This is a genomic window from Citreicoccus inhibens (assembly GCF_019039035.1).
Taxonomy (GTDB): Bacteria; Myxococcota; Myxococcia; order Myxococcales; family Myxococcaceae; genus Citreicoccus; species Citreicoccus inhibens.
In genome coordinates this window covers 183,126-208,303 of sequence record NZ_JAHNZT010000003.1, presented here as the reverse complement: position 1 = coordinate 208,303, position 25,178 = coordinate 183,126, and the positions used below count along the sequence as shown (strand labels likewise).

The window sequence follows — 25,178 nt, the reverse complement described above, 5'->3', positions numbered from 1 at the left end:
GGGCTCAGGCCGGCGCGGGCTCGTCTGCCGCGGGCAGCGGGTGCTGGCGCAGGTAGCGCAGCACGTCGTCCAGGTGACGGTACACGCGCACCTCGTGGTGGATGATGTGCTCCACGATGCCCGAGGGGGACAGGATGTACGTGACGCGCCGGTCCACGTTGAGCACGGGCCACAGCACGTCATAGGCGCGGCTGATGCGCCGGTCCTCGTCGCCCACCAGGGCGAAGTGGATGTCCTCCTGCTGCGCGAACTCGCACTGCGTCTTCACGGTGTCCACCGACACGCCGACGAGCTCCGCGCCCAGCCCTCGAATCAGCTCGTGGTTGTCTCGGAACGCCCGGTTCTCGATGGTGCAGCCGATGGTGAATGTCTTGGGGAAGAAGAAGAGGACGACGCGTCGCCCGCGCAGGGCGGACAGGTGCACGGGCTGCCCGTGACAGTCCGTCGCGGCGAAGTCCGGCGCGAGGTCTCCAATGGCAATCATGCGGTTCCGGCTCCTGGGGCAACCCGGCGGGCCACCCCTACCACGTTTCGCGCACGTTCCGACGACGGCATTCGCGCGTGTGTCAGGCGGAAAGTTTTCTGACTAAGGTCCGCCGCCGTGTCGCCTCCCAGGGACGTCCCCGCCCCGCAGCCTTCCGCCCAACAACTGGCCCGTGCCCTGGGGGTCACACGTGTGGCGCGCGTCACGGGGCTTGACCGCACGGGTGTCGAGGTGGCGTGCGCGGTGCGCCCCGGCGGCCACGTGCTCCAGGTGTGCAATGGCAAAGGCCGCTCGTTCGCCGAGGCGGCCTGGGGCGCCCTGCTGGAGACGGCGGAATTGTGGGCGGCGGAGACGGTGCCCCAGGAGCGCCTGCGGTGGGGCGCGCGGGCCCACCTGGAAGGGCGGCTGGGCACGCTGTGGGGCGCGGACCGGCTGGGTTCGGCGGGCGCCCTGGTGGTGCCTCGGCTGTGGAGTGACCAGGTGAGTTGCGCGTGGCGCGAGGCCACGGAGCTGGGCTCGGGCGCGTCGGTGTGGGTGCCCGCGCAAGGCGTGTACTGCCCGCCCGCGGGCGCGACGGCGCTGGGGCCCGTATCCGTGGCGTGGACGAGCAATGGATCCGGCGCGCATCCGGAGTCCTCGCGCGCGCTGCTCCATGCGCTGTGCGAGGCCATCGAGCGGGATCAGCTCGCGCGGGCGCTGCCGGACGGTTGGACGGAGGAGGGCGTGACGCGGCGGCTCTTGCAGCCCAAGGGGCTGGAGGCCGCGGCCCCGCGCGCGGCGGAGCTGGTGGCGTCGCTGCGGGAGCGGGGCTTCGACGCCTACCTGTTTGATGCGACCCCGACAGGGCGCATGCCCGGCACGGTGGGGTTGCCCGTGGCGGCGGCGGTGCTGGTGGACCGCGACGGCGGGCCGGTGCCGCTCACCGCGGGGTATGCCTGTGCGCTCCGGCGCGATGAGGCGCTGTGCAAGGCGTTGTTGGAGGCGGCGCAGTCGCGGCTGACGGACATCCACGGCGCCCGCGAGGACGTGGCCGCGACGGATCGCGAGGCCGCGCTGGGGTTCGCGGAGGCGCTCGCGGAGGTCGTGCCCAAGCGGGCGCCGCGCGAGGTGCCGGACCTGCCGGCCGAGGCCGCGCGTCCGGTGGCGGCCCAGGTGAAGCGGGTGCTCGGGCGGATGGCCCGGGCCGGCTTCCGGGAGGTGGCCGGCGTGGCGATGGACGCGCCGGTGCCCGGGCTGAACGTGTGGAAGGTGATCATCCCGGGCATGCGGGTCTCGGAGCTGCTGTGAAGCGTCGCGATGGGGAACTGGTGGTCTTCCTGGGGCCGTCGCTGCCTGCGGCGGAGGCGCGGCGGCTCGCGCCGGGCTGCACGGTGTTGCCGCCCGCGCGGCAGGGCGACGTGTGGCGGGCCATGTCGCTGCGGCCTCGCGTCATCGCGCTCATCGACGGTGTCTTCGAGTCGCAACCCTCCGTCTGGCACCACGAGCTGCTGGCCGCGATGGAAGAGGGCGTGGCCGTCTTCGGGGCCTCCAGCATGGGCGCGCTGCGCGCCGCGGAGCTGGCCCCGCACGGCATGGTGGGCGTGGGACAGGTTTTCGCGTGGTACCGCGACGGCGACGTGGTGGACGACGCGGAGGTGGCGCTGCTCCACGCCGACGCCGAGCATGACTGGCGCCCGCTCACGCTGCCGCTCGTCAACGTGCGGCACGCGGCGGCCTGTGCGCGCAAGGCCCGTGCGCTCGGCCCCGCGGCGGCGCGCGCGCTGGTGGAGGCCGCGGGCGGGTTGTTCTACCAGGACCGCACCTGGCCTCGGGTGATGGAGGCGGTGCGGCCCGCGTGGTCCGCGGCCTCGCGGCGTGCGTGGGAGGCGTGGTTCGCGCGCGGCGTGGAGGACCTCAAGCGCAGGGACGCCATCGCCTGTCTTCAGGCCGCGCGCGAGTTCGCCGCCTCGGCGCCCGCTCCGACCCCGGGGACTCGCCGCAACCCGTCCTCCCTGGTGCGTCGGCGCCGGCTCCTCGAGGACGTGACGCGGGTGGGCGGACGGGCGGTGGAATCGGCGCGGGTGCTGGACCTGCTGCGTCGGGCGCCGGACGCCTCGGCGTGGGCGGAGGCGGGGCTGCGCCGGGCGCTGCTCACGGCCTGGGCGCGGACCCTGGGCCTGTCCGCCACCGACGAGGAACTGGCCGCCGAGGAGGCCGCGTGGTGGCGAGAGCGGGGCGTGCGTCCGGCTCGACGCGCCGCGTTCCTCGCGGCCAGCGGCCTGGACGGCGCGGGCGTGCGGCGGCTGTGCGAGGAACTCGCCCTGGAGCGGCTCGCGCTGGCGCATGCGTCGCGGTTGCTGCCGGATGGCCCCTCCTGGGACGAGGCCCTGGCCACCGAGACCCGACTTCGCGGGCACTGGGAGAAGGCGGCCCGTGCCCTGGCCGAGGCCGACGCGCAAACCCCTGATTCGGCAGACGTGGACTGAGGCATTCCGGCTCGAAAAGATCCCAGCAGGTTGGGTCCGCTCGCGCGGTGACCCATCCTGGCAGGTGGTGAAGAAAACGTGACAAGCCCGAATGAATAGATAGGGTCAACCTCGGAGGTTTCCTTCGATGAGACCCGCTTCCTGGGTGGTTCCCGCGAACGTACCGACGCCTGGGTGGGCGTGGGTGGCGCGCGCCCGCCGCCATGTCGGGGAGTCGGATGCCGGCCCGCAGATGGGGACTGGAGCGGTGGGGCCGCTCCTGGAAGGTGTTCACCGATGACGACGCCTCTTCATCCGGACCAGCTCGGTCCGGACCACCACGTTGGCCCCTGGCGCATCGTGGGCTCTCTGGGCGCGGGAGGCTTCGGCCGCGTCTTCAAGGTGGAGCGAGGCCGCCAGTACTTCGCGCTGAAGATGGCGCTGCGGCCCGCCGGCCCGCATGCCTCCGAGGAAGAGGACATCAACGGTCGGCTCGCGCGTGAGGTGGCGGCCCTCCTGGCGTGCTCTCCGCACCCGCACCTGCCCCGCGTGCACGCGGTGGACCGCTGGCCGGACCCACCCAACGGGTACTTCTACTTCGTCACCGACTTCGTGGACGGCGAGACGTTCCACGAGTGGCGCTGGCGCGTGAAGCCCACCGCGGCGCACCTGCTCTCCGTCTACACCGAGATTGTCCGAGGCGTGGCGGACCTGCACCGGCGCGGCGTGCACCACCGCGACCTCAAGGGCGACAACCTGCTGGTGCGCCGCGAGGACGAGCGGCCCGTCCTCATCGACCTGGGCACCGTGCGCATGCCGGGCGTGTCCACGTTGACGGTGGGCGTGGCTCCCGCATCGCCGCACCTGTTACCCCCCGAGTGCGTGGCGTTCCTGCGCGAAGGCTCGTGGCAGAAGGGCGCGCACTTCGACGCGGGCGTCCCGGGCGACCTGTACGCGCTGGGCGCGCTGCTCTACGAGGCGCTGACGGACGGGTACGCGTTCGACCCAAAGCTCCCGTACGACCGCCTGCTGCCGGCCATCGAGACGGTGACGCCTCGGCCGCCGCACGTGCTCAACCCCAAGGTTCCGCCCGTGCTGGGCGACATCGCGCTGCGGCTTCTGGCCAAGCGCCCCGAGGACCGCTACCTGAGCGCCGAGGCGCTCTTGCAGGCCCTGTGGGACGCGGCGAAGGAGAAGCGGCAGCCCGCGTGGCGGGTGTCCCTGGACGTGCCAGGGGAGGGCCCGGGGCTGCGGCTCGCGCCCCAGGTGGAGGACGACGACGAGGCCGACCCTCCGCTGCCTCCTGACGCGTCGCTGGCCCCCCCGCCGGGGGCCCCCGAACTCGAGGAGTCGGAGGCCCCGACGCCCGCGCCGGTCCTGGTCCGTCCCGTGGAGGAGCGCCTGGTCCGTCCCGCGGACGCGCAGCAGGGCGGCGGTCCCGCGCAAGAGCCTCTCAGAAATCCCGCGGAGGAGCCTCTCAGCAGTCCCGCGGAAGAACACCTCAGCCGTTTCGCGGAAGAGCACCTCAGCAGTCTTGCTGACGCGCGCCCCGAGATGCCTGCTCCGGGCCGTGAGCGCCGCCGTGCCGCCGTGAGGGTGGGTGCGGGCGCGCTGCTTGTCCTGGGGTTGGTGACGCTGGGGTGGATTCGCCTCGCCCCGAGCTCCGGAGGTGTGACGGCGCCTGTTGCCCCCAAGAAAGGAATTGTCCCCGTGACCCGTGCCTCCCCTCCCGCCAACGCCGCGCTCGCGGCGGCGCCGCCCGCCGATGCCGGGACGGTGCTTCCCGAGCCGCTTGACGCGTCCTTCGTCCGCACCGCTGACCCGGTGGAGCCCGCTCCCGAGCCCATCGCGAAGAAGCGCCGGACGGAACCCCACGGCGCGCTCAAGAAGGCCTCGGGAGCCGCCGTCGCCGCGTGTCTGGGCGCCGCGTGCGCCACCGTGCCCGCCAGCCTCCCCGCCGCTCAGCCCACGGAGCCCTGCCCACCCGGCGCCGTCGAAGCGATGCGCGCGGTGGGCCTCAAGTACCACGAGTGGATGGACGGGCTGCTCGTCAACGGCACCATGGACGAGTCCGTGGTCAAGGAAGGGCCCATCTACGCCCTGCAGATCGGGCCCTACTCCTGGCACTCGCTCCCCGAGGGAACGCGTTACATCGGGAAGGTCTTCTTCACCGAGGCCGCGACGCACGTGTGGATCAACGAGGCGCGCATGCCGGATGGCCGCCACATTCCCGTCTGCATGCAGTTCTACTGGCAGGTCACCGCCCGCTACGGGTACCCCGTCCAGAAGGGCGACACCGCCGTCGAGCGCAAGCTGTTCAACCCACTCCTGCTGGTTCCGGTCTACAGCTTCGGACAGGATGTGGAAGTCTACCGGCGCGGCGATTATGCGCCCCGCTAGATACGCGTTGTCAGCCCTCCGTGATAGAGCCCCGTACGTTCCGTAGGTTCTTGCGAGGAGCCTCTCCATCGTGCGCTTCCGGTGTCTGATCGCGTTCGCGGTCCTCCTTGGCTACAGGGTCGAGGCTGCCGCTCCCCCGGTCTCGCAGGACGCGTCCGTGCGGCGCATCGAGCTGACGTCTGGGAGCGGAGGCTCGACTCCGGAGGTCGTGATTGGTCCGGGGTTGTCCACCACCTTCCTCTTTGATTCGGACATCCAGTCGGAGCGCCTGGACCTGGAGGGGCGCGAGCGTTTCGCGCGGCTGATGGGCGGGGCGTCGCACGTCGTGGTGCTGCCGTCCGCGGACTTACGGCCCGGGGAGCGGCTGCGCTTCAGCGTGGCCTATCGGGACGGCGCCGCGCCCGCGCGCGCGACCTTCCTGCTGAGGGCCGCCGAGCCCGGTCAGCCCGTGGATCGGCAGGTGGAGGTCAATCGCCGCCCCCGGACGGTGGAGTCCTACCGGGCGGAGGTGGCGCGGCTGGAGGCCCAGGTGGAGTCGCTCCGGACCGAGCTGCGCCAGTCCCAGGGGGCCGCCCCGGCGGTGTGTGAGCGGCCCGCTCCGGCCGCGGTCGAGGAGACGGGGCCGTTGACGGAGCTGCTGAAGCGCACGAGGGTTGGCCCGCTCTCGCTCTCCCGCGTGACGCAACACGCGGTGGTGTGCCGGGGGGCATGTACGGCGCAGGTCTTCTCCGTCACGCGCTACCTGATGCCGCCCCATCTGGCCCTGCGGTTGATTGTCGAGACCCAAGGGTCGGAGCGGTGGGCCACCGGGCGGCCGGTGCTGCTGGACCGGCGAGGCCGGGAGGTGAAGCTCCGTTCCCAGTGGAACGCGGGTGTCGATGCGCCCCCCCGGTTCACGAGCCTCCTCGTGGAGGGGCAGGTGGAGGATGGGACGCTCGAGGACTTCAGCCGGTTCACGCTGAAGCTCTCGGATGCGGACGGCGGGGGACAGGCCTCGTTCGAAATGGTGTTCTCCTCGTAGACTCCGAGGTGGGCGTGCCGCGGCACCCGGGCCGCGCGCCTCCTTGGGACGGGAGAACTCCAGCGCATGAAGCTCGGCTGTGACGCGCGCGTCGAGGACGGCCCTGGCTTGCTGGTGGACCGCGAGGTGTGCGCCCGGATGCGCGCCACCGTGGGTCCAGACTTCGTGGCCCACCGCGGCTACGCCGTGGCGGCGGAGCGGGGCGACTGCAGCTTCCTGGAGACGGAGGGCACGCGGCACTTCGCCGGCGAGGTGGCGCTCTACGTGGATGAGCCCGCCCCGGCCACCGCCGCCCGGTATGCGCGCGTGTCCCGCACGGGACTGTGGCTCCGGGCGCCCTCGGGAAGGCTGTGGCTGGTGGGCGTGGGCGCGGTGTCCGGGCGCACGCCCGAGGAGGCGCCGCCGCTGTTGGACGTGGAGGTGCCGCCGGGGGACTGCTCGGTGGACCTCTACGTGTATACCCCCCACGCCATGCGCCTGGAGGAAGAGGGCTTCCCGGGCGAGCCGCCCCCGAGCCGCTGGACGGCGCCCTTGCACGTATCCGGGTGCCTGGTGGCCGTGCTGGTGGCGGCGGGCGGGCTGGGCGCGGCGGTGCTCGCGTGGCGCGGGGCGGCGGGCGCGTGGGAGTGGCCCTTGGGGTTGGGCGCGGCGCTGTGGCTCGCGTGGGGGCTTGTGTATCGCCTGTCTGGCGAGGCGTCCCGGGAGCGCGGGCGCGAGGCGTCGCTCCGGCGGGCGCTCTCCGAGCTGCCGCCCATTCCCCGCTATGCCATCGTGGTGCGCACGGGGTTCATTCCGCCCGCGGACGCTCACGGCGGTGGGGTGCGCGGCTGAAGGGGCGCGGAGGTCATGCGGGCCTTGAGCCTCGCGCGGCGACGTGTAGGGTGGGCCCCTCACGATGACTGCCGACCTGACGCCCGAGTCCCTGCGCTGCGTCCGCGCCGACGCGCGCGAGCCGGAGGGCTACCGCGCCGCCCTTGGCGACACCCGCGCCACCCTGTTGCACACGGATCCGCCGTACTGCCTGCTCACGCGGCGGCGCAAGGGCGGGGACCTGAGAGATCCGCGCGCGAACAAGAAGATCGACCGCAACCCCATCGTCCGGTTCGAGACCGTGCGCGACTACCGCACGTTCTCCGAGGCGTGGCTCGGGCGCGCCGTGGCGCACCTGACGCCCGACGCGCCGCTCGTCATCTGGACGAACCTCTTGGGCAAGGAGCCCATCCTCACCGCCGCGCGCGGCGTGGGCTACGGGCACCTGTGGGGCGAGTACACCTGGGGCAAGCGCACCACGGACAAGAACGCCAACGAGCAGCTCCTGCGCGTGTACGAGGTCGCGCTCGTCATCGCGCGCACGCCCCCCGCGCCGCTGGCCCCACAAGACGTGTCGCCCGTGTGGGCCGTCGTCGGAGGCTACGACGATGACGCGGAGGCCGAGCGCTGGGGCGGGCACCCGCACCACAAGCCCTTCTCCGTGCTGGAGCCGCTGGTGCGCGCGTACAGCCGGCCCGGCGACACGGTGTTGGATCCATTCGCGGGCAGTGGCTCCATGCCCTCGGCGGCGCTGCGGCTGGGGCGGCGCCCTGCGTGCATGGAGGTCGAGCCGGAGTGGGCGGAGCGGATTACACACCGCCTGCGAGAGACGGCGCGTCAGATGGCCAGCGCCCGGTAGTGCCGCGTCGACGCCCACGTCGGGACGTCCGTGGGGCGCGCGGTCCACCAGTTCATCACCAACGTGCGGCGCTCCCGCGCGGTGCCGGGCAACCGGCCATCGGGGATGTCATTGTTCGCATCGAGGACGCCGTGCGTGAGCGTCCCGTCGAAGACGACCAATCGGTTGGGGCGCGGCGCCACCAGCGTCAGGTTGTCCAAGCGCGAGGGGGCGAGCGAGGGGTTGTCGTCGCACGGCAGCTCGCGCGTCACCGCCAGGGCGCCGCCGCGCACGCGGTTGAGGAACAGCACCGAAGAGATGCGCGGGTGCACCCTCGGTCCGCCCGCGCGCGCGAGCCGCTCGTCCAGGTCCTGGTGGAAGTCCACCCGCACGTCGTTGGGGCTCATGCGCGACAGCCACCACTCCACGCCCGCGATGCGGCGGCGCGCGGCGAGGGTGGGACGCAGCGTGTGGACGACCTGCTCCACCACGTTGGTGGGCGGGCCGAAGTCGTACCAGAAGGTGGTCTGGTAGGTGGTTCGCAGGCGCTCCTGTCCCACGGCACTCACGCGCCGGAGCAGGCGGTGGAAGAGGGGAGCAGGCAGGGCGGCTTCGGTGAGCTGGACGAGGGTTCGCACGCGGGGCACAAGCTTTCCGTCGAAGGGAGGGTGCGCGCCACTCCCTTTCGTCGCTAGGCTGCGCGGCCCAATGCCCACCGGACAGGGTGGGCGCGGAGATTCTCGGATGAAGCCGCACCAGAAGATGCTCCTCGGCATGTCCATCGGCGCGGTGACGGGCCTCTCCGCCCGCGCGCTGGCGGGCAAGGCCGCCCCCTGGCTGGACTGGTGCATCGCCAACCTCACCCTGCCGGTGGGGCAGATCTTCATCAGCCTGCTGCTCATGCTGGTGGTGCCGCTGCTCTTCGCCGCGTTGGTGATGGGCGTGGCGGAGTTGGACGTGAAGCAGGTGGGCCGGCTCGGCGCGCGCACGCTCGGCTACACCGTCGTCTTCTCCGTCATCTCGGTGCTCATCGGGCTGGTGCTCGTCAACACGCTGCAGCCGGGGGTGGGGCTGAGCGACGAGGCCAAGGCCCTGGCGCACGGCAGCACCACGGTGAGCGCGGCGCCGGCCCTGGAGAGCACGTCGCCGGTGGCCATCGTCGTGTCGATGGTTCCGAAGAACCCCATCAAGGCCGCGGCGGACGGCGACATGATTGGCCTCATCGTCTTCTCGCTGCTCTTCGGCATCGGGTTGGCGCTGACGCCCGGCGAGCCGGCGGTGCGGCTGCGAGAGACCATCCAGGGCCTGCATGACGTGATGATGCGGCTCATCGACATGGTGCTGCGGCTGGCGCCGGTGGGCGTGGGCGCGCTCCTGTTCTCCATGACGGCGCGCCTGGGCTTCGACATCCTCCGGCAGCTCGCGTCCTACGTGGGCGTGGTGCTGCTGGCGCTCGGGCTGCACATGTTCGTCGTGTACTCGCTGTCCGTGCGCTTCCTGGGCGGGCGCAACCCCATCCAGTTCTTCCGCGACTGCCGGCTGGCCATCATCACCGCCTTCTCCACGTCCTCCTCCAGCGCCACGCTGCCCACCGCGCTGAAGGTGGCCGAGGAGAACCTCAAGCTGCCGCGCAACGTGTCGCGCTTCGTCCTCACCGCCGGCTCGGCCATGAACCAGAACGGCACGGCGCTGTTCGAGGGCGTGACGGTGCTCTTCCTCGCGCAGGTCTACGGCGTGCCGCTCAGCCTCCAGCAGCAGGCCATCATCATGTTCATCTGTGTGCTGGCGGGCATTGGCACGGCGGGCGTGCCGGCGGGCTCCATCCCCGTCATCGCGATGATTCTGGGCATGTTCAAGATTCCGGTGGAGGGCCTGGGCCTCATCCTCGGCGTGGACCGGTTCCTGGACATGTGTCGCACGGTGCTCAACGTCACCGGAGACCTGGCCGCGGCCGTCTACGTGGCGCGCGCGGAACCGCCTGCCCCCTCGGACGGAGGGGGAGCGTCAGAGCCCGCTTCCTCCTGACGGAATGCGCGCCCACCCCCACCTTCCACCCAGCAGTTGCGCAGTCGTCGCCCACCAAGGAGCCGTCCATGAAGGTCGCGAAGGACCGAGTCGTCTCGCTGGAGTACCGCCTGCACCTGGGCGACGGGCAGGTCATCGACCAGAGCGCGCCCGGCAAGCCGCTCGCCTATCTGCACGGCCACCGGCAGATTGTCCCGGGGCTGGAGAACGCGCTGGAGGGCGTGGACGTGGGCTCGAGCCGCACGGTGGTGGTGCCCCCGGGGCAGGGCTATGGGGAGCATGATCCGCAGGGCGTGCGCACCGTGGCGCGGGCCATGCTGCCTCAGGGCCTGGAGCCCAAGGCGGGCATGACGCTGATGGCCCAGACGGACCAGGGAGACCTGCCGCTGCTCATCAAGGAAGTGCACCCGGACTCGGTGGTCATCGACATGAACCACCCGCTGGCCGGCAAGACGCTGCACTTCGACGTCACCGTACAGGAGGTCCGGGACGCCTCCATCGAGGAGCGCTCCCACGGCCACGCGCACGGCCCGGACGGACATCACCACCCGGCTTGAGGCCCGGTCAGCGGGCCCGGTCCGCGCGCGGCCGGGCCGCTCAGTCCACCTTGTCCGTCGCGAACGAGGCCCCCGCAACGAAGCGGAAGGTGGGCGTGTCCAGGCCCGCGCCCACGCCCGGGCCGCCCATGACGTACAGGTCCAGGCCCGGGAGCGTGTGGCGGCGGATGGCCACCAGCAGCTCCGCGCCGATGCGGCCGCCCTGGAGGGGCAGGCCCACCAGCGCGCTCACCTCGCCGCGCGTCGTCTCGCCTTCGCGCGACGTCACGGTCGCGGCCAGCCGCAGCTCGTTGCCGACGATGTCCTTGTCCTCATAGGAGACCGGCGACAGGTCCCGCTTCTGGCGCAGGTAGAGGCTGGCCTCGCCGCCCACCTGGAAGCCGTCGCCCACGTACCCAAGCTGCAGGCGCGGTTGATAGACGTGGTCCTCGCGGCCGAGCGCGGCCTCGTTGCCCACCGGCAGCCCCGCCGTCATGGCCACCGCCAGGTTGAGGGGGGCCTGGTGCGTCATGCGCAGCAGCGCCACGCGCGCGCTCAGCCACGGCGTGGCGAGCCCGCTCGAATGCGGCTGCGAGTACGCCAGGGTGGGCTGGCCATTCTGGGAGATGATGAAGGGCAGCTCGGCGCCCACGTCCAGCCACGAGAAGACGCCGTACGCCGCGGTGAGCGACAGCGTCATCTTGTTCTCCACCAGCCCCACGCCCGCGCCCGGCTCCCAGGCCGTCTGGAAGCGCATGGGCAGGTTCTCGTAGTGGAAGTTGAACGAGACTCGCGCCATGCCCTGCGGCAGCGTCCGCCCCGTCCCCACCATCAACGAGCCCAGCGCCGACGGATCCATCCGCAGTCGCTGGAGGTCGAACCGTGGCAGGGAATTCAGTGTTTCGCCTTCTGCGCGCGCGGCGGCGGGAGCGAAAGCGAGAGACAGGGCAGCGACCAGGAACGCGAACGGGGAGCGGGGCACTGAGGGGAACTCCTTCATCAAACGGAACGGAGTGCGGGGACGGCGCCTGATCCGCACCTCCGGAACACATACGGGACGAATCCCCACGGCTGGTCGTTTTTTGAATTTCTGTTGTTCATTTCGTGGAGACATGACGCGGAGCGCCGCCCCGAGGGTGTTCGCGAAATCACGCGGGTCTCCAGCAATGGGGAGGGACTTCGCGCCGTAGGGCACCGCACCAGCCCCGAGGTGCCCCCCCATGACGAAGTTGTACGAGGACCTTCGCTTCGCCTGCCGCGTGTTGCTCAAGAACCGCGGCTTCACCCTGGTGGCCGTGCTCACACTCGCGCTGGCCATCGGCGCGAACACCGCCATCTTCAGCGTGGTGAACGGCGTCCTCCTGCGCCCCCTGCCGTATCGCAACCCCGAGCAGCTCGTGCAGGTGCAACGCCGGGGCGTGCATGGCACGAATTCCTCGCAATCCGTTGCATTCCTGGCGTGGTGGCAGGCGCATGGAATGTCAGTGGTGAGCAAGGTCACGGCATTCGAGGTCATCCCCGCCGGCTTCAACACGGTGGGCGAGGGGATGCCGCGGCGGCTGGCGGGCACGCGGGTGACGCAGCCCTTCTTCGACACGATGGGGACGCGGCTGGAGTTGGGGCGCGACTTCCTCCCCGAGGATGACGTGCCGGGCGCGGCGAAGGTGGTCATCCTCAGCTACGGCCTGTGGCAGCGGCAGTTCGGTGGGGCGGCGGACGTGCTGGGCCGCTCGATGATGATGAATGACGAGCCGTACACGGTGGTGGGCGTGGCGGCGAAGGGCTTCGCCTATCCCGCGGGCGCCGAGCTCTGGACGCCGCTCCAACTCGACATGAGCAACCGGGACTACTCCAACTACCTGTTCTTCACCGCGCGGCTGAAGCCGGACCTGTCGCGGCAGCAGTTGGAGGCGGCGTTGAGCACGTTGTCCACGCAGCTCCGCGCGGACGAGCCGAAAATCCTCGAGGAGAAGGTGAGCCTCGTGGCGGAGGACCTGCGCGACTTCCTCGTGGGGGACCTCCAGTCCGCGATGTGGGTGTTGCTTGGCGCGGTGTCGCTGGTGTTGCTCATCGCGTGCGTGAACCTGGCGAACCTCCAGTTGGCGCGCTCGGCGGCGCGGCAGCGCGAGCTGGTGGTGCGGGCGGCGCTGGGCGCCTCCTCCGGGCGGATCATCCGGCAGATGCTCACCGAGAGCATCCTCCTGGCCGTGGTGGGCTCGGTGCTGGGGTTGGGGCTGGCCGTGGTGAGCTTGCCGTTGCTCTTGTCGCTCGCCCCCTCGGAGTTGCTCGTGAACCAGTCGGTGAGCGTCGACGGGCGCGTGTTGGCCTTCACGATGGCGGCGGGGGTGATGACCGGGTTGCTCTTCGGCTTGTTGCCGGCGCTCCAGGCGTCGCGGCCGGAGTTGTCGGGGGCGTTGCGCGAAGGCGCGCAGCGGGCCACCGCGGGCCGTGCCGGAGGACGGACGCGGGCGTGGCTGGTGTCGGGACAGGTGGCGCTCGCGGTGGTGTTGCTGGTGGGCGCGGCGCTGCTCATCCGCGGCTTCGTGTCCTTGAGCCAGAAGGACCCGGGGTTCGAGCCGAAGAACGTGCACGTGATGCGCATGTCGTTGCCCGAGACGCGCTACGCGCAGCCCGCGGCCCTGGAGCGCTTCCATCGGCAGGTGGTGGAGCGGGTGCGGGCGCTGCCGGGGGTGCAGGCCGCGGGCTTCACCAGCACGCTGCCCATGGAGCAGGGGCCGAGCTTGAGCTTCAGCATCGAGGGCAAGTACGACGGCAACGATAACGGCCCGGGCGCGGGAGGCGCGCAGTATCGTCCGGTGACCTCTGACTACTTCTCCGCGATGGGCATCGCGCTCGTGGCGGGCCGCCTGTTGACGGAGTCGGACGGGGCTGGCTCGGAGCCCGTGGTGGTCATCAACGAGCACATGGCGCGCAAGCACTGGCCGGGCGAGGACGTGGTGGGGCAGCACATCCGGTTGGCGCACTCGGTGCCGTTCGGAGACCGCGTGCCCCGCCGCATCGTGGGCGTGGTGCGCGACGTGTACGAGCGCGGGTTGGATGAGGAGGTGCCCAACATCACATACGTCCCGTCGGGACAGATGTCCGACAAGCTCGGGCAGATGCTCGTGCACCTGTTGCCGCAGTGCCTGGTGGTGAAGTCCCAGGGGACGCACGCGGCGGTGATGGCGGATGCGCAGCGCGAGCTGTGGGCGGTGGACTCGCAGCAGCCGGTGACGGAGACGCTGAAGCTGGAGTCGCACGTGGAGCGCTCGCTCGGCTCGGAGCGCTTCAACATGGTGCTCCTGGGGCTCATGGCCGGGCTCGCGTTGGTGCTCGCGGCCGTGGGCATCTACGGCGTGCTGTCGTACCTGGTGAGCCAGCGGACGCGGGAGATGGGCGTGCGGCTCGCGCTCGGCGCGACGAAGGGGCAGGTGGTGTTGCTGGTGCTGCGCCAGGGCTTTGTCTCGGTGGCGGTGGGCGCGGCGGTGGGCGTCGTGGGCGCGCTGGCGCTCACGCGGGTGGTGTCCAGCGTGGTCCACGGCGTCAGCGCCCTGGACCCCTGGTCCTTCGTCAGCGCGCCGCTGCTGCTCTTGGGCGTGGCGCTGGTGTCCATCTGGTTGCCGGCGCGGCGGGCCTCGCGCGTCGACCCCATCATCGCGCTGCGCTACGACTGACGCGGTGAGGTGACGCGCGAGGTGTCACACGGCCTGGCGGGACGGCGCTACGCGGCGCCGCTCGCCAGGTCCTGCAGCTCCTGCCAACGGGCGTAGAGGCGGTCCACCTCGCTGGCGGCTGTCTCCAGCGCCTGGTTCACCTCGGCCACCTTGGCGCCGTTGCTGTAGACGCCGGGGTCGGCGAGCTGGGCCTCCAGGCCGGCCTTGCGCTGCTCGGCCGCCTCGATGGTGGCCTCCATGCCATCCAGCTCGCGTTGGTCCTTGTAGGACAGCTTGCCCGGCTTGCGCGCCGCCTTCGCCGCGGGAGCCGCCGCGGTGGGCTCCTCCTTCTTCGGCGCGGGCTTGGGGGCGGGGGAGGCGTTCGCGGGGGCGGCCTGCTCCTTCAGCCGCTTGTACATCTCGTAGTTGCCCTCGTACCGGACGACGCGGCCGTTGCCCTCGAAGGACAGGATGGACGTGGCCACCTTGTCGAGGAAGTACCGGTCGTGCGTGACGAGCAGCGTGCTGCCCTGGAAGCCCAACAGCAGCCGCTCCAGGACGTTGAGGGTGACGATGTCCAGGTCGTTGGTGGGCTCGTCCAGCACCAGCACGTTGGCGCCCTCGATGAACAGGCGCGCCAGCAGCAACCGGTTGCGCTCGCCGCCGGACAGCGCCCCCACCTTCATGCGCTGCATGGGCACCGGGAAGAGCAGGTCGTCCAGGTAGTCGCGCAGGGCGATCTTCTCGTCGCCCAGCTCCACCCACTCCTCGCCCTGCGAGGCGGCCTCGTACACCGTCTGCTCGGGGTCGAGCTGGGTGCGCTGCTGATCGTAGTAGGCGACCTTCGTGTTCTTCCCGATGACGAGCTTGCCGCCGTCCGCGGGCAGCTCCCCCAGCAGCACGCGCAGGAACGTCGTCTTGCCCACGCCGTTGGGGCCCACTAGGCCCACCCGCTCGCCGCGCTGGAGCAGCAGGCTGACGTCGTCCAACACCTTGCGCTCGCCAAAGGACTTCTGGAGCCCCTCGGCCTCGATGACGGTGTGGCCCAGCCGGGGCGCGGCCACCACGCGCAGCTCCGCCACCTTGGGGCGCTGGAAGCCCTTCTCGGCCATGAGCTTCTGGGCGCGCTCGATGCGGGCCTTGCTCTTGGTGCGGCGCGCCTCCACGCCCTTGCGCAGCCACGCCACCTCCTGGGAGATCCACCGCTCGCGCTTGTGCTGGGCGACCTCGGCGTTCTGCTGCGCCACCAGCTTCTGCTCCACGTAGGCCGCGTAGTTGCCGGGGTAGGACGTCACGCCCCCGCCCGGTTGGATCTCCACGATGCGGTCCACCAGGTCATCGAGGAAGTAGCGGTCGTGGGTGACGAGCAGCAGCGAGCCGGGCAGCTTGTCCAGCTCGTCCTCCAGCCAGTCCACCGTGTCCGCGTCCAGGTGGTTGGTGGGCTCATCCAGCAGCAGCAGGTCCGGCCGCGTCAGCAGCGCGCGGGCAATGGCCACGCGCTTGCGCAAGCCACCGGAGAGCTGCGCCACCGGCAGGTCCCACTCGCGCACGCCCAGCCGGTCCAACAGCGTCTTCGCGTGGTGCTCGGTGTCCCAGCCCCCCAACTGCTCGATGCGGTCGCTCACCGCGGAGAGCTGCTCCAGGAGCTTCTCGTGGGCCTCGGGGGGCGCGGCCTCCAAGCGGCGGGTGAGCTCGGCCTGCGTGGCCAGGGCCTCCTTGAGGGGGGCCTGGGACACGGACAGCTCGGAGGCCACGGTGGCGCCCGGCTCGAACACGGGCTCCTGGGGGAGGTAGGTGACGCGGGCGCCGCGCCGCAGCTGCAACTCGCCGGTGTCCGGACGGGCCGCGCCCGCCAATATCTTCATCAGCGAGGACTTGCCCGAGCCGTTGACGCCCACCAGTCCCACGCGCTCGCCCTCCTCGAGCGTGAGCGTGAGGCCCTGGAAGACGGTGCGGCTGCCGAAGCTGAGCTGGACATTGGCGGCGCGAAGCAGCGTCACGTGCGAAGACCTCCGAAAAGCGCGAAAGGCGCCCCCCAACCTCGGGGAGCGCCTTCCCTACTGCCAGAGCCGCGTCGCGGATGCCCGGACTACTTGCGGGCCGCCGCCTCGGCCGCCAGCTTCTCCTTGTACGCGGCCATCAGGGCCTCGGACTCGTTGCGCGGCACCGGCGTGTACTTGGCGAACTCCATCGTGAACTCGCCCTTGCCCTGGGTGGCGGAGCGCAGGTCCGTGGAGTAGCCGAACATGGTGTTCAGCGGCACCTCGGCCACGGCCGTCACGTAGCCCTGGTCCGTCTCCGTGGAGAGGATGGTGCCACGGCGCTGGTTGAGCTGACCGACCACGGAGCCCTGGAAGTCCTCGGGAGCGGAGACCTCCACCTTCATCATCGGCTCGAGGATGATGGGCTTGGCGGCGGCGTAGCCCTCGCGGAAGCCCATGATGGCGGCCGTCTTGAACGCCATTTCGGACGAGTCCACCGCGTGGAACGCACCGTCGTTGATGACGACGCGGATGCCCACGACGGGGAAGCCGATGAGGCTGCCCTTCTTCACGGCCTCCTGGAAGCCCTTGTCGCAGGCCGGGATGAACTCGCGGGGGATGGAACCGCCCACGATGTCGTCCACGAACTCGTACTGCTGCACCGCGTCCGCCGGCAGGGGCTCCACGTAGCCGCACACGCGCGCGAACTGGCCGGAGCCGCCCGTCTGCTTCTTGTGCGTGTAGAAGAACTCGCCCTTCTGGCTGATGGTCTCGCGGTACGCCACCTGCGGCTTACCGGCCTGGACCTCGCAGTTGTACTCGCGCTTCATGCGCTCGATGTAGATCTCCAGGTGGAGCTCACCCATGCCGCGGATGATGGTCTGCCCGGACTCTTCATCGCGGTGCACGCGGAAGGTGGGGTCCTCCTTGGTGAACCGGTTGAGCGCCTTGGAGAAGTTGGCCAGCGCGCCACGGTCCTTGGGGGCCACGGCGAGCGAGATGACGGCGTCCGGAACGTGCATGGACGTCATCGTGTAGTTCACGCCGCCATCCGTGAACGTGTCGCCCGAGGCGCACTCGATGCCGAACAGCGCGACGATGTCGCCGGCCGAGGCCTCGTTCACGTCGTTCATCTGGCTCGAGTGCATGCGAACGATGCGCGGAACCTTGACCTTCTTCTGGTTGCTCTGGTTGACGATGAAGTCACCCTTCGAAACCTTGCCCTGGTAGATGCGCATGTACGTCAGCTGCCCGTAGCGGCCATCTTCCAGCTTGAACGCCAGCCCGACGAAGGGCTTGCTCGGGTCGGACTCGAGGATGACCTTCGCCTCGTTGTTCTTCTGGTCCAGCGCCTCGTTGGTCGCCTCCTTCGGGTTCGGGAGGAAGCCACAGATGGCGTTGAGCAAGAGCTGCACGCCCTTGTTCTTGTAGGCCGAGCCGCACATGACCGGCGTCATCTTCAGGCCGATGGTGGCCCGGCGGATGGCCGCGACCAGCTGCTCCTCGCTGATGGGGGCGTCGGACAGGAACAGCTCGCCCAGGACGTCATCGACGTTGGCAACGCCGTCGATCATCTCCTGGCGGCGCTCCTTGGCCTCCTCGAGGAGGTCGGCGGGGATCTCTTCCTCGCGAACGGTCTCGCCGCTCTCGCCGTCGAAGTAGAACGCCTTCATCTTGATGAGGTCGACGAGGCCGTGGAAGCGGTCCTCGGCGCCGATGGGCATCTGCAGCTTGACGGGGTGGTGGTGCAGCTTCTCCTTCAGCTGCGCGGCCACGCGGTCATAGTTCGCGCCGGCGCGGTCCATCTTGTTGATGAACGCGATGCGCGGAACGCGGTAGCGCTTCATCTGCCGGTCCACCGTGATGGACTGGGACTGAACGCCGGACACCGAGCAGAGCACCAGGATGGCGCCATCGAGAACGCGGAGCGCGCGCTCCACCTCGATGGTGAAGTCCACGTGTCCCGGGGTGTCGATGAGGTTGATGTTGAAGTCGCCCCACATCGCGTACGTGGCGGCGGACTGGATCGTGATGCCCTTCTCACGCTCCAGGTCCATCGAGTCCATCACGGCGCCCACGCCGTCCTTGCCACGAACCTCGTGGATCTCGTGGATCTTGCCCGTATAGAACAAGATGCGCTCGGAGAGGGTCGTCTTGCCCGAGTCGATGTGGGCGGAGATACCGATGTTACGAATCTTCTCGATGGGTACGTTGGAGGCCACGATCCGGTCCTTCTTCTATTGAAAATGACTGAGCGAACAGGGCAGGCGGGGCCCTTACTTCCCACAGGCCGCAGTTTCCAGCCAAATCCGCATGACGGTGTGCATACCTGCACCTACCTTCCCTGTTCCCAGGGATATTTCTAACCATGAGTGCGACCGAAAACTTCTCCTTGGCCCGCGCCTGGCTGCGCGCCTTCAACGCCTACGACGTGACGGCCCTGGTGGCCCTGTACGCCGAGGACGCCACCCACACCTCCCCCAAGATTCGGGTGCTCCACCCCCAGACGGGAGGGCGGCTGGTCGGCCGGTCGGCCCTGGAGACCTGGTGGCGGGAGGCGATCGCCCGGCTCCCGGGCCTGCGCTACGAGGAGACGGCCCTCACGGCGGACGGGGATCGGGTCTTCATGGAGTACGTGCGGCACGCCCCCGGTGAGCCGCCCATGCCCGTGGCCGAGGTCCTGGACGTCCGGGACGGCCGCATCGTCGCCTCGCGCGTGTACCACGGGTGAGCGCGCCCCTCCCTCTGACGGAGAACCCCATGCCCCAGGATCCCAGCGCCTTCGACAAGGACTTTGGCTACCTGATGCCCTTCCTGGACAAGGTGGCCCAGGCGGCAGCGGGTCTGGAGGATGGGCCGGCCCGCGAGGAGCTGGGCCGCCTGCTCTCCGACGAGAAGGCGCGCTGGGAGCGCATCCGCGCGCTGCTTCGGGGCGCCCCGGCCCAGGCTCCCGAGTCCCGGGCCGAGGCCCCGACTCTCCGCGCGGACGAGGCGCCGGTCCGCCGCGTGGGCCCGGCCGTGCCCGCCGGGGGCCTCACGGTGGGCCCGCTGAAGCGCACCCCCTGAGGCTCAGTCGGTGGCGCGGCCGTCCAGTCGCGCCAGCGCGTCGTAGGTGGCGGCTTTGTACGCCTCGGACAGCGTCGGGTAGTTGAAGCACATCTCCACGAACAGCCGCGTGGTGGCCTCGGCGTGCAGCGCGGTGAGGCCCACGTGGACCAGCTCCGTGGCCTGCTCGCCCAGGACGTGCACGCCGAGCAGCCTGCGGCTCTCGCGGTGGAAGAGGAGCTTGAGCAGGCCCTGGCGCTCTCCAATGATTTGCCCGCGCGGGTTGCTGTCGAAGCTGGCGCGTCCGCACACGTAGGGGACGCCCTTCTGGCGCAGGGCCTCCTCCGTCTCCCCGGCCATGGAGACCTCGGGGATGGTGTAGATGCCAAAGGGCAGGATGGGCGCGAGCAGCCGCTGGCTGGCCCCGAAGGCATGCTCCACCGCGATGCGGGCCTGCTCCATGGACGTGGACGCGAGCGCCGGGAAGCCGACGACGTCGCCCACAGCGTAGATGTGGGGCACGGCGGTCTGGTAGTCCGGCCCGACCTCCACCTGGCCTCGGGCGCCCAGCTTGACGCCCACGGCCTCCAGGCCCAGTCCCGCCGTGTTGGCCGAGCGCCCCGAGGCCACGAGCACCTGGTCCGCCTCCAGCACCTCGCCGGCGGCGAGCGTGAGGCGGATGGGCTCGGCGTGGAGCTCGGGGATGTGGACGGACTGCACGGTGTGGCCCAGGCGCAGCTTCACGCCGAGGGCCTCCATGCACTGGGCGAGGCGGGCGGAGAACTCGTCGTCGAGGAAGGGCAGCAGCTCGCCCTTCACCTCCACCAGCGTGACGGGGATGCCCAGCGCGGCGAACATGCAGGCGTACTCGCAGCCGATGACGCCGCCGCCGACCACCACGAGCGAGCGGGGCAGCTCGCCGATGTCGAGCACCTCGTCCGAGTCGTGCACGCGTGGATCGCCGAAGGGGTAGAGGGGAGGGCGGTAGGGCGACGAGCCCGTGGCCACCATCACGAAGTCGGCGGTGAGCCGCGTCTCCGGCGCGCCCGCGCGCGTCACCGCCACGGTGTGCGCATCCACCAGCGAGGCCACGCCCTGGAACAGCGTCACGCCGTGCCGCTGGAGGTTCTGGGCGATGCGCTCGCGCTCGGTGAGCTTCACGCGCCGCTCCCGGTAGAGGAAGTCGGACACGGTGGCCTCGTGCCGGAGCGTGGCCTCCACGCTGTAGAGGCCGCGGGCCCGGAACCCCGAGAGGTGGAGCGCCGTCTCCCGGAGCGTCTTGGAGGGCAGGGTGCCGGTGTTGGCCGCGGTTCCGCCCAGCACGGGCTCGCGCTCCACCACCGCCACGCGCTTGCCCTGCAACGCCGCCTGTACCGCGCCCCATTCACCCGCGGGGCCAGAGCCCATCACCACGAGATCGAAGTCCGCCATGCCGGGCACCCTATGCGAGCCACCCTCGGCTTAGAAGACTTCGTGCGAAGCGCTCAGGGCTCGCTTCGCTCCCGCCCCGCGTACCGCAGGCCCTCGCGCACCTCGGCCTCCGTCAGCAGCCGGAAGCCGCCCTCGGGGATGTCCTGCAACTCGATGCTCCCCACGGCCTCGCGCCGGAGCGCCTGGGTGGGCAGGCCCACGGCGCCGAGCATCCGCTTCACCTGGTGGTGCCGGCCCTCGGTGATGCTGACCTCGACGGTGCGCGCATCCCTCACGCGCACCTCGGCCGGGCGCGCGGGGCCATCATCCAGCGCCATGCCCTGACGCAGCGGCTCCACCTTCGCGTCATCCGCGACGCCGAAGACGGTGGCCACGTAGCGCTTGGGCAGGTGCGAGTCCGGCGAGGTGGCGTGGGCCACCAACTTGTCATCGTTGGTGAAGAGCAAAAGCCCGGTGGTGTCCACGTCGAGCCGGCCCACCGCGTGCCACGTGAAGCCGGTGAGTTCGTCCGGGAGCTGGGGCAGCAGCAGCTCGAAGACGGTGCCCACGCGGTGCTGCCTCACGGTGGAGGACAGCACGCCCGCGGGCTTGTGGAACGCGAGCACGTGCGTGGGCGCCTCGGTCGACACGGGCTTGCCGTCCAGGCGCAACACGGCGCCCGGCGGCACCGGGGCCAGGTGCATGCGCACCACGCGGCCGTTGACCGTCACTCGACCGGCCTGGATGGCGGCCTCGGCCTCCGCTTGGGGCAGCGCGCCGGCCCGCGCCAGCGCGCGTGACAGCCAGTCGGGCTTCTCCCGGCCCTCCCAACGGCTCACGCGAGGGGGCTTCGGCTTTTCGGGTTTGCGAGACATGGCGGGCGGCACCATACCCGCCCCGGTGGCCGGGCGCTGGACAATGACGTGTCCGGCTCCCGCTCACGGGGACTCGGGGGCGGGCTCCTCCATGGCCTCCTGGTGGACGGGGGACACGCCCACGGTGGTGCCTTGCTTCTGGGCGACCCGCGCCTGCTCGATGGCGACGATGGCGTGGATGAGGCCCACGTGGCTGAAGGCCTGCGGCATGTTGCCCAGCACCTCCTGGCGCTCCGGGTCGATCTCCTCGGACAAGAGCCCCAGGTCGTTGACGTAGGACAGCACCTGGCCGAGCCGCTCCTCGGCGCGCTCCACCTCTCCGCTGAGCGCGAAGCAGCTCGTGAGCCACAGCGTGCAGAACACGAACGTGCCTTCTCCGCCCGGCAGTCCGTCCTTGCGGTCGAGGTAGCGGTACACATGGCCGTCGCGGGTCAGCTCCGCGTCGATGCGCTCCACCGTGGCGCGCACGCGGCGGTCGTCCGGTGGCAGGAAGCCCGTGAGCATCACCTGGAGCGCCGAGGCGTCCAGGGCCGTGCTGCCGAAGGACTGCATGAAGGCGCCGGTCTTCGGGTCCACGCCGCGCGTCTCGATGGCCTGGCGCAGCTCGTCTCGAGCGCGGCTCCAGCCGGTCAGGTCGGCGGGAATCTCCGGCACGGGCTCGAAGAGCTGGATGGCGCGATCCAACGCCACCCACGCCATCAGCTTGGAGAACACGAAGTGCTGCCGCCCGCCGCGCGTCTCCCAGATGCCGTCGTCCGGCTCCTTCCAGCGGCGCGCCGCGGTGTCGGCCACCTGCCGGATGAACTCCATCCAGTAGCGGCTGATGGGGTTGGCTTGCTGGACCGAGTACGTGAGGCCCAGCCGCTTCACGAGGAAGAACATCAGCCCGATGAGCTCCCCGTAGGTGTCCATCTGGAATTGATCGAACGCGCCGTTGCCGGTGCGCACGGGCTTGCTGCCTCGATAGCCCTCCAGGAACCCGAGGTTCGTCTCCTGGAGCAGTCGCTCGCCGTTGATGCCGTAGAGAATCTGGAGTTCGTCGGTGCGGCCCGCCGTGGTGCGCAGCAGGAACCGCGCGAAGTCTCGGGCCTCGTCCTCGTAGCCGAACGCGCCGAGCGCCCACAGCAGCGCCGACGAGTCGCGCAGCCAGCTGAAGCGATAGTCCCAGTTGCGCACGCCGCCGATCTCCTCGGGCAGCGACGTGGTGCCCGCGGCGATGACGGCGCCTGTCTCCGCGTACGTCAGGCCCTTGAGCACCAACAGGCTTCGCACCACCACGTCCCGGTGCGGTCCCTCGTAGGTGCAGCGCCCCGCCCAGGAGCGCCAGAAGTCAGCGGTCCGCTCCACCCGCGTGCGCAGGTCATCGGCCTCCAGCCGCTCGGCCTTCATGTCCTGGGGGTGTCTCCAGGTGAGCGCCACCGCGCGCGCGTCGCCCGCCTTGAGCACCGTGCGCGAGTCCGCGCCGCCCTTCGCGTCCGAAACGAGCGGGCCCAGGTTGCTTTGGAGCAACAGCGAGTCCGAGCCGCCGAAGATGACCGCGAGGTCCTCCGCCAGCCGATGGAGGAACGGCGTGGTGCGACCGAAGTCGAAGCGAGGCGAGAATGTCAGCGCCACTTCCACCTCGCCCTGCTCGCAGCGCACCAGGCGGATGAGCAGGTGTCGGGGATTCGAGATGACGAACTTCCCGGGCTGGCGCTCGTCCTCCCAGCACGGCAGGCAGTCCGTCACGGTAAGTACGCCGGTGTCGGTGACGAAGCGCGTCTCCAGGATGTTCGTGTCCGGCAGGTAGCGGCGGGACACGCGCGCCTCGCCCACGGGCGCGATGCGGAAGAAGCCCCCCTGCTCCCGGTCGAGCATGCAGGCGAAGACGGGGCTGGCGTCGAACGCGTGGAAGCACAGCCACTCCCACGTTCCGTCCCGAGCCACCAAGCCGAGCGAGTGGCAATCGCTCACGAAGGCATAGTCGGAGATGGGGGGATAGTCGGTCCCCACCGGGCGCGTGAACTTCGTCTTCTCGGAGGTCATGCGCGACATGCTGCGCACGCGCGAGCGCGACGAGAGCCCGCGCCGCTCGGGCTGGCTGGCTTCCAGGACGCCGCGAGGAGGAACGCTCGCCGGGCCCCTGCCGTGGCCGTCAGTCCTCGCTCTCGTCTGTCCGCACGGCGATGGGCGAGGGGAAGCGCTTGCGCACCGTGTGCAGCGCGGACAGCCACAAGCGAGCTTCGTGGCGCGTGAGCCGGGAGCGGCGCAGGGGCGCGAGCAGGTCACGCACGGCGGTGCGGCCTGGGTGTGCATCGACGAGGAAGCCACCGGACGTCAGCAGGGTCTCCAGGGTCTCCTCCACGCGCGCCAGCTCCGCGTCCGTGGCGGCGACGGGCAGGGGACCCGGCGGAGGCGCGGACTGCTCCAGCACGGCCATCCGGACCTCGTACGCGTACAGGAGCACGGCCTGCGCCAGGTTGATGGACGGCTGCTCGGGGGCGGTGGGCACGGCGGACAGGTCATGACAGCGCTCGACCTCCGCGTTGGTGAGGCCGCTGCGCTCATCCCCGAAGACGAGCGCCACGGGGCCCTGCGCCGCGCGGGCCACCAACTCCTCACCCACCGCGCGAGGCGACATCCGCCGCTTGCCCTCCACCTTGCGAGAGCTGGTGCCCACCACCCAGACGCAGTCGGAGACGGCCGCCTCCAGCGAGTCCGGGCGCTTCACGCCCTCGAGCACGTCCTCTGCGTGGACCGCGAGGCGACGAGCAGGCGCGAGGTCCTCCGCCTCGGGCGTCACCCAGGCCCAGTCCGCCAGGCCGCAGTTCTTCAGCGCGCGGGCGGCGGCGCCAAGGTTCTCCGCGTTGCGCGGGCGCATCAGGACGAATCGGATGGGAAGCACCATGCGGCGCGCACCTTATCGCCACCCTCCGAAGACGACGCGGCCGAGTGTGACCAGGCCGAGAGGGGGGCTTCGTCGGGGGGCTGTCCTCCGCTTGCCTGACGCCTTGCCCAGCGGAAGCCGGGCAGCCTGTCATCCTCGGAGTGGAGGGCGTCCGGGCGAGCGGCGGAGCGCGGCGGCCCCTCGATGCCAGCCGCCCGGGGGCCGCCCTATTTTTGAGGCGACGGGGGACGGACCTCCTCCGTGTTCACGGAGGGAGGCGCGATGGAGACGTGGAACCAGATGTCATCGGATGCCGTGCGGACCCACACTCCGACTCCGGTGAACCGGCGCATCGACGCGCACGTGGAGGCCTGCGTCCGCTCCATGGCCGAGCGCGGTGACCGGGTCGCGATGAGCCAGTACCTCACCAAGCTGGAGCGGGAGTGGGACCTCAACCGTGCCGTGTCCGTGGGGGCCTCCGCGCTGGCGGTGCTGGGCTTGATGCTGGGCCGTCAGGACGGCGGCCGGTGGCGAGTGCTCAGCGGCGTGGCCGCGGGGCTCTTGCTTCAGCACGGGCTGCTGGGCTTCGGGCCGCTCGCCGCGGTGATGCGTGCGCTCGGGGTGCGCACGCGCCGGGAGATTGACCTGGAGAAGTTCGCCCTCAAGGCGCTGCGCGGCGACTTCGAGCGCATTCCCAGCGATGGGGGGCCGCTGGCTCGCGCCAACGCCGCCCTCGTCGCCGCTCAGTCCTGAGTCCCCTGGGTGCCCGTTCAGGGCACCCCAGGCTCC

General features: G+C 70.8%; 21 protein-coding genes. 12 read left to right on the top strand and 9 right to left on the bottom strand.

From position 1 onward, the window contains the following. Positions 1-4 precede the first annotated feature (4 nt). Positions 5-484: a peroxiredoxin gene (locus tag KRR26_RS05475; RefSeq protein ID WP_120201488.1), complete on the bottom strand. Its 480-nt coding sequence runs from the start codon at positions 482-484 to the stop codon at positions 5-7. A 117-nt stretch (positions 485-601) separates the two neighbouring features. Between KRR26_RS05475 and KRR26_RS05470 the strand changes: the two genes are divergently transcribed. The 6 genes from KRR26_RS05470 to KRR26_RS05445 all read left to right on the top strand — a co-directional run bounded on the left by KRR26_RS05470 (position 602) and on the right by KRR26_RS05445 (position 8,018). Beyond that, positions 602-1,771: a YcaO-like family protein gene (locus KRR26_RS05470; RefSeq protein ID WP_217079267.1), complete on the top strand. Its 1,170-nt coding sequence runs from the start codon at positions 602-604 to the stop codon at positions 1,769-1,771. Then, a complete protein-coding gene (locus KRR26_RS05465; RefSeq protein ID WP_217079266.1) occupies positions 1,768-2,949 on the top strand; it encodes a TfuA-like protein in 1,182 nt (393 codons plus the stop codon). Before KRR26_RS05470 ends, KRR26_RS05465 begins: the two co-directional genes overlap by 4 nt. 276 nt (positions 2,950-3,225) lie before the next feature. Then, on the top strand, positions 3,226-5,328 hold the full coding sequence (locus tag KRR26_RS05460; RefSeq protein WP_217079265.1) for a serine/threonine protein kinase: 2,103 nt from the start codon (positions 3,226-3,228) through the stop codon (positions 5,326-5,328). Positions 5,329-5,398: 70 nt separating this feature from the next. Then, positions 5,399-6,349, top strand: a complete 951-nt coding sequence (locus tag KRR26_RS05455) for a DUF2381 family protein (RefSeq protein WP_217079264.1) — start codon at positions 5,399-5,401, stop codon at positions 6,347-6,349. A 66-nt stretch (positions 6,350-6,415) separates the two neighbouring features. Beyond that, a complete protein-coding gene (locus KRR26_RS05450) occupies positions 6,416-7,180 on the top strand; it encodes a hypothetical protein (RefSeq protein ID WP_217079263.1) in 765 nt (254 codons plus the stop codon). A gap of 64 nt (positions 7,181-7,244) precedes the next feature. Further along, positions 7,245-8,018, top strand: a complete 774-nt coding sequence (locus KRR26_RS05445) for a DNA-methyltransferase (RefSeq protein ID WP_120201476.1) — start codon at positions 7,245-7,247, stop codon at positions 8,016-8,018. Here the strand turns inward: KRR26_RS05445 and KRR26_RS05440 are convergent. Beyond that, on the bottom strand, positions 7,997-8,635 hold the full coding sequence (locus KRR26_RS05440; protein WP_120202285.1) for a 2OG-Fe(II) oxygenase: 639 nt from the start codon (positions 8,633-8,635) through the stop codon (positions 7,997-7,999). The two genes, KRR26_RS05445 and KRR26_RS05440, sit on opposite strands and share 22 nt — an antisense overlap. 106 nt (positions 8,636-8,741) lie before the next feature. Between KRR26_RS05440 and KRR26_RS05435 the strand changes: the two genes are divergently transcribed. Further along, on the top strand, positions 8,742-10,022 hold the full coding sequence (locus KRR26_RS05435) for a dicarboxylate/amino acid:cation symporter (protein ID WP_120201474.1): 1,281 nt from the start codon (positions 8,742-8,744) through the stop codon (positions 10,020-10,022). 68 nt (positions 10,023-10,090) lie between these two features. Next, a complete protein-coding gene (locus KRR26_RS05430) occupies positions 10,091-10,579 on the top strand; it encodes an FKBP-type peptidyl-prolyl cis-trans isomerase (protein ID WP_217079262.1) in 489 nt (162 codons plus the stop codon). Between the two features lie 40 nt (positions 10,580-10,619). Here the strand turns inward: KRR26_RS05430 and KRR26_RS05425 are convergent, their stop codons facing one another. Continuing rightward, positions 10,620-11,417 carry a flagellar motor protein MotB gene (locus tag KRR26_RS05425; protein WP_233576536.1) on the bottom strand — a complete coding sequence of 266 codons (798 nt, stop codon included), beginning with the start codon at positions 11,415-11,417 and terminating at the stop codon, positions 10,620-10,622. 361 nt (positions 11,418-11,778) lie between these two features. On the opposite strand from KRR26_RS05425, the gene KRR26_RS05420 reads away from it, so the two are divergent. After that, a complete protein-coding gene (locus tag KRR26_RS05420) occupies positions 11,779-14,232 on the top strand; it encodes an ABC transporter permease (RefSeq protein WP_217079261.1) in 2,454 nt (817 codons plus the stop codon). Positions 14,233-14,279: 47 nt separating this feature from the next. Here KRR26_RS05420 and KRR26_RS05415 read toward each other — a convergent pair whose 3' ends face one another. Further along, on the bottom strand, positions 14,280-16,211 hold the full coding sequence (locus tag KRR26_RS05415) for an ABC-F family ATP-binding cassette domain-containing protein (protein ID WP_120201466.1): 1,932 nt from the start codon (positions 16,209-16,211) through the stop codon (positions 14,280-14,282). Between the two features lie 89 nt (positions 16,212-16,300). Continuing rightward, a complete protein-coding gene (gene fusA, locus KRR26_RS05410) occupies positions 16,301-18,415 on the bottom strand; it encodes an elongation factor G (protein ID WP_120201464.1) in 2,115 nt (704 codons plus the stop codon). Between the two features lie 146 nt (positions 18,416-18,561). Between fusA and KRR26_RS05405 the strand changes: the two genes are divergently transcribed. Both KRR26_RS05405 and KRR26_RS05400 read left to right on the top strand, forming a co-directional pair. After that, the gene (locus KRR26_RS05405; RefSeq protein WP_217079260.1) at positions 18,562-18,924 is read left to right on the top strand and encodes a nuclear transport factor 2 family protein; all 363 of its coding nucleotides are present in this window, start codon (positions 18,562-18,564) and stop codon (positions 18,922-18,924) included. Positions 18,925-18,953: 29 nt separating this feature from the next. Further along, positions 18,954-19,259 (top strand): hypothetical protein, encoded by a 306-nt coding sequence (locus KRR26_RS05400; protein WP_120201460.1) that lies wholly within the window; start codon positions 18,954-18,956, stop codon positions 19,257-19,259. 3 nt (positions 19,260-19,262) lie between these two features. Here the strand turns inward: KRR26_RS05400 and sthA are convergent, their stop codons facing one another. The 4 genes from sthA to KRR26_RS05380 form a co-directional block, all read right to left on the bottom strand. Further along, on the bottom strand, positions 19,263-20,669 hold the full coding sequence (gene sthA, locus KRR26_RS05395) for a Si-specific NAD(P)(+) transhydrogenase (RefSeq protein ID WP_120201457.1): 1,407 nt from the start codon (positions 20,667-20,669) through the stop codon (positions 19,263-19,265). Between the two features lie 53 nt (positions 20,670-20,722). Beyond that, on the bottom strand, positions 20,723-21,523 hold the full coding sequence (locus KRR26_RS05390; protein ID WP_217079259.1) for a pseudouridine synthase: 801 nt from the start codon (positions 21,521-21,523) through the stop codon (positions 20,723-20,725). A gap of 63 nt (positions 21,524-21,586) precedes the next feature. Beyond that, on the bottom strand, positions 21,587-23,548 hold the full coding sequence (locus KRR26_RS05385; RefSeq protein WP_217079258.1) for a glycoside hydrolase family 15 protein: 1,962 nt from the start codon (positions 23,546-23,548) through the stop codon (positions 21,587-21,589). A 109-nt stretch (positions 23,549-23,657) separates the two neighbouring features. Beyond that, the gene (locus tag KRR26_RS05380; protein ID WP_217079257.1) at positions 23,658-24,410 is read right to left on the bottom strand and encodes an RNA methyltransferase; all 753 of its coding nucleotides are present in this window, start codon (positions 24,408-24,410) and stop codon (positions 23,658-23,660) included. Positions 24,411-24,671: 261 nt separating this feature from the next. Between KRR26_RS05380 and KRR26_RS05375 the strand changes: the two genes are divergently transcribed. Continuing rightward, positions 24,672-25,142: a hypothetical protein gene (locus KRR26_RS05375; protein WP_120202281.1), complete on the top strand. Its 471-nt coding sequence runs from the start codon at positions 24,672-24,674 to the stop codon at positions 25,140-25,142. Positions 25,143-25,178 lie beyond the last annotated feature (36 nt).